This is a genomic window from Actimicrobium sp. GrIS 1.19 (assembly GCF_035984655.1).
In the GTDB taxonomy this organism is placed as follows: Bacteria; Pseudomonadota; Gammaproteobacteria; order Burkholderiales; family Burkholderiaceae_D; genus Actimicrobium.
This window is the reverse complement of sequence record NZ_JAXCHT010000033.1, coordinates 19,584-27,989: the sequence shown is the minus strand read 5'-3', so window position 1 is coordinate 27,989 and position 8,406 is coordinate 19,584. Positions and strand designations below refer to the sequence as shown.

General features: G+C 60.6%; 6 protein-coding genes and 2 tRNA genes. 5 read left to right on the top strand and 3 right to left on the bottom strand.

Annotated elements, in window-relative coordinates:
* Positions 1 to 168: 168 nt before the first annotated feature.
* The 3 genes from RCH09_RS17650 to acs all read right to left on the bottom strand — a co-directional run bounded on the left by RCH09_RS17650 (position 169) and on the right by acs (position 3,801).
* The gene (locus RCH09_RS17650; protein ID WP_326942456.1) at positions 169 to 1,428 is read right to left on the bottom strand and encodes a tyrosine-type recombinase/integrase; all 1,260 of its coding nucleotides are present in this window, start codon (positions 1,426 to 1,428) and stop codon (positions 169 to 171) included.
* Between the two features lie 165 nt (positions 1,429 to 1,593).
* Positions 1,594 to 1,684 (bottom strand) — tRNA-Ser (locus RCH09_RS17645).
* A gap of 134 nt (positions 1,685 to 1,818) precedes the next feature.
* The gene (gene acs, locus RCH09_RS17640) at positions 1,819 to 3,801 is read right to left on the bottom strand and encodes an acetate--CoA ligase (protein WP_326942455.1); all 1,983 of its coding nucleotides are present in this window, start codon (positions 3,799 to 3,801) and stop codon (positions 1,819 to 1,821) included.
* 166 nt (positions 3,802 to 3,967) lie between these two features.
* Between acs and RCH09_RS17635 the strand changes: the two genes are divergently transcribed.
* From RCH09_RS17635 to RCH09_RS17615, 5 genes are all read left to right on the top strand, one after another.
* The gene (locus tag RCH09_RS17635; RefSeq protein ID WP_326942454.1) at positions 3,968 to 4,591 is read left to right on the top strand and encodes a YqhA family protein; all 624 of its coding nucleotides are present in this window, start codon (positions 3,968 to 3,970) and stop codon (positions 4,589 to 4,591) included.
* A 39-nt stretch (positions 4,592 to 4,630) separates the two neighbouring features.
* Complete coding sequence (locus RCH09_RS17630) at positions 4,631 to 6,172, top strand: fumarate hydratase (protein ID WP_326942453.1); 1,542 nt, start codon at positions 4,631 to 4,633, stop codon at positions 6,170 to 6,172.
* Complete coding sequence (gene murI / locus RCH09_RS17625) at positions 6,169 to 7,020, top strand: glutamate racemase (protein WP_326942452.1); 852 nt, start codon at positions 6,169 to 6,171, stop codon at positions 7,018 to 7,020. Before RCH09_RS17630 ends, murI begins: the two co-directional genes overlap by 4 nt.
* Positions 7,021 to 7,123: 103 nt before the next feature.
* Positions 7,124 to 7,948 (top strand): ion channel, encoded by an 825-nt coding sequence (locus RCH09_RS17620; RefSeq protein WP_326942451.1) that lies wholly within the window; start codon positions 7,124 to 7,126, stop codon positions 7,946 to 7,948.
* An 80-nt stretch (positions 7,949 to 8,028) separates the two neighbouring features.
* Positions 8,029 to 8,104: transfer RNA gene (locus RCH09_RS17615), tRNA-His, on the top strand.
* Positions 8,105 to 8,406: the final 302 nt, after the last annotated feature.

Genomic DNA, 8,406 nt, shown 5'->3' with positions numbered 1-8,406 from the left:
CCGCAAGTAATGCGGATCGAAAGGAGCATCACCCAGAACTCAAAACGGCAGCGTAATTTGAACAAATTGGGCGACAACTAGCTTGAAAATTTCCGCCATGCCAGCAGAGTAAAAGGGGCAACACTCTGTTTTCCCGCCGTCGCGGTAGGCATGGCAAAACTGGTGAATCTATGCGGCCCTGAACTTCCCGTGAATCACGTTCCCACCTGCTGCGATGGTGTCCAGATAGTCGGCCCAATCCTGCATCATCTTTTTGCGTTCTTCAAGAAACAGCGCCCGGTCATAGGCACTCGCTACCTTGTCTTTTTGGGCATGGGCTAACTGGCGGTCAACCACTTCATGCCGATAGCCCAGCCGTTCCTTGATGGTACTCATCGCCAGCGCCCGGAAGCCGTGGCCGGTCATCTTGTTCTGGTAGCCCATGCGCTTCAACGCCATCAGGATAGCTCCGTTGCTCATCGGCTTCTGGTGGTCGCGCTGATTCGGGAACAGGAACTCATTGCCGCCGGTCATGGTGTGCAGTTCGCGCAGTAGTGCCAGCGCCTGATGCGATAGCGGTACATGGTGGTTGGTCTTGTCCGGGTTGACCGTCAACTTGCCGCGCTTCATGCGCTGCCACGGTATCACCCACGTTCCCGCTTCAAGGTCGATTTCTGACCACGGGGTTTCGATCAATTCGCTGGTGCGCACGAATATCAGCATCATCAGGCGTAGCGCAATCCGGGTCGGCATAAACAGTCTGGCGTCGTTCTTGAGCATTGCCGCCAGAAATGCCGGTAACTCGTCGGCGGTGATTGCGCCGAAATGCCCCGCCTGCACCGGCTTCAATACGTCTTTCAGGTCAGCGGCTGGATTCTGGTTCCTGATGCCCTGTTGGTTGGCGTAGCTGAAAATTTTCGCGCAGGTTGCTTTGACACGGTGTGCCACTTCTTGTGATCCGCGTTCCTCGATCTTGCGCAACGCCGCAATCATCTGCTGATGCGTAATGTCGGCAATTGGCAATGCCCCGATCTGCGGAAATATGTCGGCTTCCAAGCGCCTGATGGTGTCTTTCGCCGTGGTCGGGTGCCAGCTCGCAAGTTTGTTGGTATGCCAGTCTCGCGCCAGCTTCTCGAAGGTTTGCGCTGCGAACTCGCCAGCGATGCGTTTTTCGTCTTTCTTGACTTGGCCGGGGTCGATGCCCTCGGCCAGCGACTTGCGCGCCGCCGTGCGCCTGGCTCTTGCATCGGCCAGTGACACATCAGGATATTTGCCGAGCGCCAGCGTTTTCCGGGCATCGCCGAAGCGGTAATCCATGCGCCAGTAACGTGCGCCATCTGGATTCACCAGCAAATACAGCCCACCGCCGTCGGTCAGCTTGTAGGGCTTGTCCTTGGCCTTGGCATTGCGGGGGGCAATGTCGGTTAGCGGTGTGGCGAGTTTTGGCATTTTGGCGGTATCCAGTTTGACGGCATGACGGTATACCGTCACTTCTACCGTCAAAAGAAATTGCAGTCAATAGGCAAACTTTGGCACTACAGGCGTAAAAAAACCCTTAAGTCGTTGATTTCTTAAGGGTTTATTGTCAAACTTTGGCGTGCTTTGGTGTGTCCTTGGCGGAGAGACGGGGATTCGAACCCCGGATAGGCTATTAACCTATACACGCTTTCCAGGCGTGCGACTTCAACCGCTCATCCATCTCTCCTGCAATTACTGTCCGCCCAACACGGTTGCCGTTGGACGAAGCGGAGAAGTATAGCAAAAAATCCCGTGAAAAACGTGGCTTCTGGGCCGGTTTGCACAATTAACTGCGAAACCGGCCGCTGTGCCGCGCCTGCGCTACTGCGCGTGCTTCAATTGTTCCAGGATGGCCGGGTTTTCCAGGGTCGAGATGTCCTGCGTGATGGCTTCGCCCTTGGCCAGCAGACGCAACAGGCGGCGCATGATCTTGCCGGAGCGGGTCTTGGGCAGGTTGTCGCCGAAGCGGATTTCCTTCGGCTTGGCGATCGGGCCGATTTCCTTGGCGACCCAGTCGCGCAGCTCCTTGGCGATGGCCTTGGCTTCGTCGCCGATCGGACGGGAGCGCTTGAGCACCACGAAGGCGCAGATCGATTCGCCGGTGGTGTCGTCGGGCTTGCCGACGACGGCGGCTTCGGCCACCAGCGGGTGCGCCACCAGCGCCGATTCGATTTCCATCGTGCCCATGCGGTGGCCGGAGACGTTGAGCACGTCGTCGATGCGGCCGGTGATGGTGAAGTAGCCGGTGTCGGCATTGCGGATCGCGCCGTCGCCGGCGAGGTAGGTCTTGCCGCCCAGCTCTTCGGGGAAATAGCTTTTCTTGAAGCGCTCGGGGTCGTTCCAGATGGTGCGGATCATCGACGGCCATGGGCGCTTGACGACCAGGATGCCGCCCTGCCCGTTCGGCAGGTCCTGCCCGGTTTCATCGACGATCGCGGCCATGATGCCCGGCAGCGGCAAGGTGCAGGAGCCCGGCACCATCGGCGTGGCGCCCGGCAGCGGCGAGATCATGTGACCGCCGGTTTCGGTTTGCCAGAAGGTGTCGGCGATCGGGCATTTTTCGCGGCCGATGTTTTTGTAGTACCACATCCAGGCTTCCGGATTGATTGGCTCGCCGACCGAGCCGAGCAGGCGCAGGCTGGACAGGTCGTAGCGGTCCGGATGGATGGCGGCGTCGGCGTCCGCGGCCTTGATCAGTGAGCGGATCGCGGTCGGCGCGGTGTAGAAAATGGTGGCCTTGTGCTTCTGGATCATGTCCCAGAAACGCCCGGCGTTCGGGAAGGTCGGAATGCCTTCGAATACGATCTCAGTGCTGCCAACGGCCAGCGGGCCATAGGCGATGTAGGTGTGGCCGGTGACCCAGCCGATGTCGGCGGTGCACCAGAACACGTCGGTCGGCTTGATGTCGAAGGTCCACTTCATCGTCAGCATGGCCCACAGCAGATAGCCGCCGGACGAATGCTGCACGCCTTTCGGGGTGCCGGTCGAGCCGGACGTGTAGAGAATGAACAGCGGATGCTCGGCGCTGACCCATTCCGGTTCGCAGACGTCGGATTGGGCGTCGGCCAGTGCGGCCATGTGCAGGTCGCGGCCCGGCGTGAAGCCGACATCGGCACCGGTGCGCTGGTAGACGATGACGTTGCGGATGGCTTCGCAGCCACCGAGTGCCAGCGCTTCGTCGACGATGGCCTTCAATGGCAGGTGCTTGCCGCCGCGTACTTGCTGGTCAGCGGTAATCACGGCCACCGCGCCGGCGTCGATGATGCGCTCCTGCAGCGACTTGGCGCTGAAGCCGCCGAACACCACCGAGTGCGTGGCGCCGATGCGGGCGCAGGCCTGCATGGCGACGATGCCTTCGACCGACATCGGCATGTAGATCACGACCCGGTCGCTTTTCTTGATCCCGAGCGACTTCAGGCCATTGGCAAACTGGCAGACCTTGCGGTGCAGTTCGCGGTAGCTGACGCGGGTGACTTCGCCGCCGTCGGCCTCGAAAATGATCGCGGTCTTGTCGGCATTGCCGTTCTCCAGATTGCGGTCGAGGCAGTTGTAGCTGACATTGAGCAGGCCATCGTCGAACCATTTGTAGAACGGCGCGTTGGACTCGTCGAGGGTTTGCGTGAACGGTTTCTTCCAGTCGAGGTTCTCGCGCGCCAGGCTGGCCCAGAAGCCTTCGTAGTCCTGCGCGGCGTCGGCGCACATGGCGTTGTAGGCGTCCATGCTGCCAATGGTGGCGGTCTCGGCGAACGCTGCGGGTGGATAGAAAATGCGTGATTCGTGCTTGATTGTTTCGATGTCAGCCATGGCGTGTCCCCAATAGAATTCATTTTGATTTGACAAAACGATAAGCCTGCACTCTTACTTCAGCCTTACATACCGCGGCATGCCAAACCAGCCATGCCGTTCCGCGCGCCGGACTGGCCGTGTAGAATGAGCGATCCGATTTCCCTGCCACGCACAACCCGCCCACATGCCATCGAATCTGCCTCATTCAGACCGTTCCGCCCGTCCCATTCACCCACTGGCTTCCTTCATTTTTGCCACCCGCTGGTTGCAGTTGCCGCTGTATCTCGGCCTGATCCTGGCGCAGTGCGTCTATGTGTTCCACTTCTGGGTCGAGCTGACCGATCTGATCGGCGCGGTGATGGGCAACGAAAATGCCCTGAAGCACATTCTGGAGTCGGTCTCGACCGTCGGCGCACCGGCTGCCACCAAGCTTAACGAAACTACCATCATGCTCGTAGTCCTGGGCTTGATTGATGTCGTGATGATCTCGAATTTATTGATCATGGTCATTGTTGGTGGCTACGAAACCTTTGTCTCGCGCATGAACCTGGAATCGCATCCGGACCAGCCGGAGTGGCTGTCGCATGTCAATGCGTCGGTGCTGAAGGTCAAGCTGGCCACCGCCATCATCGGCATCTCGTCGATCCATTTGCTCAAGACTTTCATCAACGCCGCCAACTACGATATCAAGACGCTGATGGCGCAAACCGGCATCCACGTGGTGTTCCTGTTCTCGGCGCTGGCGATCGCCTATTGCGACCGCATCCTGACCGACACCCAGGCGCTGTCGCGCGGCGCGCCGCACTGACCGTTTTCACTTAACTTCTGACCCTTCACCGAGCTCACCATGACCATCATCAAACAGGAAGATCTGATCGAATCCGTCGCGGCGGCGCTGCAGTTCATCAGCTATTACCATCCGGCCGATTACATTGCCCATCTGGCGCGCGCCTACGAGGCCGAGCAAAGCCCGGCGGCCAAGGATGCGATTGCGCAGATCCTGACCAACTCGCGCATGTGCGCCGAAGGCAAGCGCCCGATCTGCCAGGACACCGGCATCGTCAACGTGTTCCTGAAGATCGGCATGGGCGTGCGCTTCGAAGGGTTCGGCAGCGGCACGGTGACCGATGCGGTCAACGAAGGTGTGCGCCGGGCCTACAACTTTGCCGACAACAAGCTGCGCGCATCGATCGTGGCCGACCCGCATTTCGAACGCAAGAACACCAAGGACAATACGCCGGCGGTGGTGCACATGGAGCTGGTGCCCGGCGACAAGGTCGATGTCCAGGTGGCTGCCAAGGGCGGCGGCTCCGAAAACAAATCGAAGTTCGTGATGCTCAATCCGTCCGATTCGCTGATCGACTGGGTCATGAAGACCGTGCCGACGATGGGCGCCGGCTGGTGCCCGCCGGGCATGCTCGGCATCGGCATCGGCGGCACCGCCGAACGCGCAATGCTGATGGCCAAGCAGTCGCTGATGGAAGACATCGACATGCATGAGCTGCGCCTGCGCGGCCCGCAAAACAAGACCGAAGAATTGCGCATCGAGCTGTGCGACAAGATCAATGCGCTCGGCATCGGCGCGCAGGGCCTGGGCGGACTGACCACGGTGCTGGACGTGAAGATCATGATGCAGCCAACCCACGCGGCCTCCAAGCCGGTGGCGATGATTCCGAATTGCGCGGCGACGCGGCACGGCCATTTCGTGCTGGACGGCTCGGGCCCGGCCTACATGGAGCCGCCGTCGCTGTCGAGCTGGCCGGACGTCAACTGGGTCGCCGATACCGAGAAATCGAAACGCGTCGACCTCAACACGCTGACCAAGGAAGAAGTCGCTTCATGGACGCCCGGCCAGACCTTGCTGCTCAACGGCAAAATGCTGACCGGCCGCGACGCTGCGCACAAGCGCATTCAGGACATGCTGGCGAAGGGCGAAAAACTGCCGGTCGATTTCACCAACCGCGTGATCTATTACGTCGGCCCGGTCGATCCGGTGCGCGACGAAGCGGTCGGCCCGGCCGGTCCGACCACCGCCACGCGCATGGACAAGTTCACCGACATGATGCTGGAGCAGACCGGCCTGATCTCGATGGTCGGCAAGGCCGAACGCGGCCCGGCGGCGATCGAATCGATCAAGCAGCACAAGTCGGCCTATCTGATGGCAGTCGGCGGCGCGGCGTATCTGGTGTCGAAGGCGATCAAGTCGGCAGTGGTGGTCGGCTTTGCCGATCTCGGCATGGAAGCGATTTATGAATTCGATGTGCAGGACATGCCGGTGACCGTTGCGGTCGATTCGACCGGCACCTCGGTGCACACCACCGGGCCGAAGGAGTGGCAGGAAAAAATCGCGCACAGTGCCTTGAGCAAGATTGCGGTGACGACTATTTGAGCGCGCTCCCGCAGCCGCTGATGACGCCGATCGACGCCAACGCGCCGGTCGGCGTTTTTGATTCCGGCGTCGGTGGCCTGTCGGTGCTGCGGCATATCCGTGCGCGCTTGCCGCAGGAGCGGCTGGTGTATTTTTCGGATGCACGCTTCGCGCCGTATGGCGGCCGTCCCGAGCACGAGATCGAAGCGCGCGCGCTGGCGATCGGTGCGTTCCTGGTCGGGCATGGCGTCAAGGCCATCGTGGTGGCCTGCAATACCGCGACGGCGGCGGCGATTGCGGCACTGCGCAGCGCTTACCCGTCGCTGCCGCTGGTCGGCGTCGAGCCGGGACTGAAACCTGCCGCGGCCTTGTCGGCGACCAAAATCGTCGGCGTATTGGCCACCGAGGCGACGCTGGCCAGCAAGAAATTCCTCGCCCTGCGCGACACCATCAGCGCCGCCACGCAGGTGCGCTTCGTGCTGCAGGGATGCGCCGGGCTGGCCGACCAGGTCGAGGCCGGCGCATTGGAATCGCCCGCCACGCAGTTGCTGCTGCAACGCTATGTGCTGCCGTTGCTGGACCAGGGCGCCGACACACTGGTGCTGGGTTGTACCCACTACCCGTTCGTGCGCGACCAGATCGTGCAGATCATCGCGGCGCACACGGCCAGGCCGATCGGCATCGTCGATACCGGCGCGGCGGTGGCGCAGCAACTCGAGCGACTGCTGGCCGGCCATGCTGCCTTGCGCACCGGCGCGGGTCACGTCGCCGGCTTTTCCAGTGGCGCCCCGGCAGCGCTCGCTGATGCATTCAGAACCTTGCTTGGCGTGGCGATCGAGGTGCCCCCGGCGCTGCCTGATCGTTTATGATCAGCGGCTACTCATCCCACCGCCACCGCCATGGATCGCCCAGTTAAAGTCAAAGCCAACGCCCCTGCGCCGCGCGCTCCGGACAATCTGTCGGCGAGCCAGTTTGCGCGGCGTCGACTTCCGCGATCCGTACTATCTGGCGATGAGCATGCCGACGCGTTGGTTTGCGTTGCTGACGATGGTGCTGTATTTGCTGATCAACATCCTGTTTGCCGGCTTGTATGCGCTCTCGCCCGGTAGCGTTGCCAACGCCCGCCCCGGCGAGTTCTGGGATCTGTTTTTCTTTAGCGTCGAAACGCTGGCGACGGTCGGGTACGGCACCATGGCTCCGGCGACGACCTACGGCCATGTGATGTCCGCCATTGAAATCCTGGCTGGCATGACATTCACGGCCATCATCACCGGCATCATTTTTGTGCGCTTCTCGAAATCGCGCTCCAAGATCCGCTTTGCCGATGTCGCCGTCATCACCGCGCACAATGGCCACCCCACCCTGATGCTGCGCATCGGCAATGCACGTGCCAGCCTGCTCAGCAACGCAGTGGCCCATGTCAGCATACTGATGCCGGAAAAAACGCTGGAGGGGACAACCTTTCGCCGCACCCACGAACTGGAGATGCTGCGTCCGCGCCTGCCGGTGTTTGCCCTGACCTGGACACTGATGCACGAAATCACCGAAGACAGCCCACTGCACGGCCACGATGCGGCCAGCCTGTCGGCAACCGGGGTACGCCTGTTCGTGATCTTCGAAGCGCGCGATCACGCGCTGGCGTCGGTGGTTTACGACGTCAAGGAATACCGCCACGACGACTTTCGCTTCGGCATGCGCTTTCAGGATTCGATCAGCATCGACAGCTACGGCCGCACCGTCGCCGATCTGAACAAACTCAGCGCACTCGAACCGGACAGCACCGCCAAATCCGCCTGAGAATTCAATTGCCAGTCCGGCGACATCTTTGTATAATTCGCGTCTTCCCCAAATTGCTGTCGGGGATGTCATCATCAGTGGCGGCTGTAGCTCAGTTGGTAGAGTCCCAGATTGTGATTCTGGTTGTCGCGGGTTCGAGCCCCGTCGGTCGCCCCACTGAACAAGTAATCTGATCCCGTAAGCCTGATTCAAGCCACCACAATGCGCCGGTGCACCCCAATCCCTTTTCAATACCCATCGTTGCTGGCCCTGCGGCTGTCATTGCGTCTGCCGCATGCCATTGTCGATTGCACCACTGTCGTTAAATAATCGGCGCGCCGCCGACCCTGCCTCATTTATAGTCAGACCTTTTTTCTCCATACAGATCAACGACTTGAAGAGTACCCACCAACTTGTTCACAATGTTATCCACAGAAGTTGTGTGTAACTTCACGCTTGACTTTTGTCGGCACGGTGTG

Bases quoted from the DNA above. Each gene is read 5' to 3' on its own strand.
- RCH09_RS17635 (WP_326942454.1), top strand. From the start codon at position 3,968: ATGCCATCGAATCTGCCTCATTCAGACCGTTCCGCCCGTCCCATTCAC.
- RCH09_RS17650 (WP_326942456.1), bottom strand. From the start codon at position 1,428: ATGCCAAAACTCGCCACACCGCTAACCGACATTGCCCCCCGCAATGCC.
- RCH09_RS17630 (WP_326942453.1), top strand. From the start codon at position 4,631: ATGACCATCATCAAACAGGAAGATCTGATCGAATCCGTCGCGGCGGCG.
- acs (WP_326942455.1), bottom strand. From the start codon at position 3,801: ATGGCTGACATCGAAACAATCAAGCACGAATCACGCATTTTCTATCCA.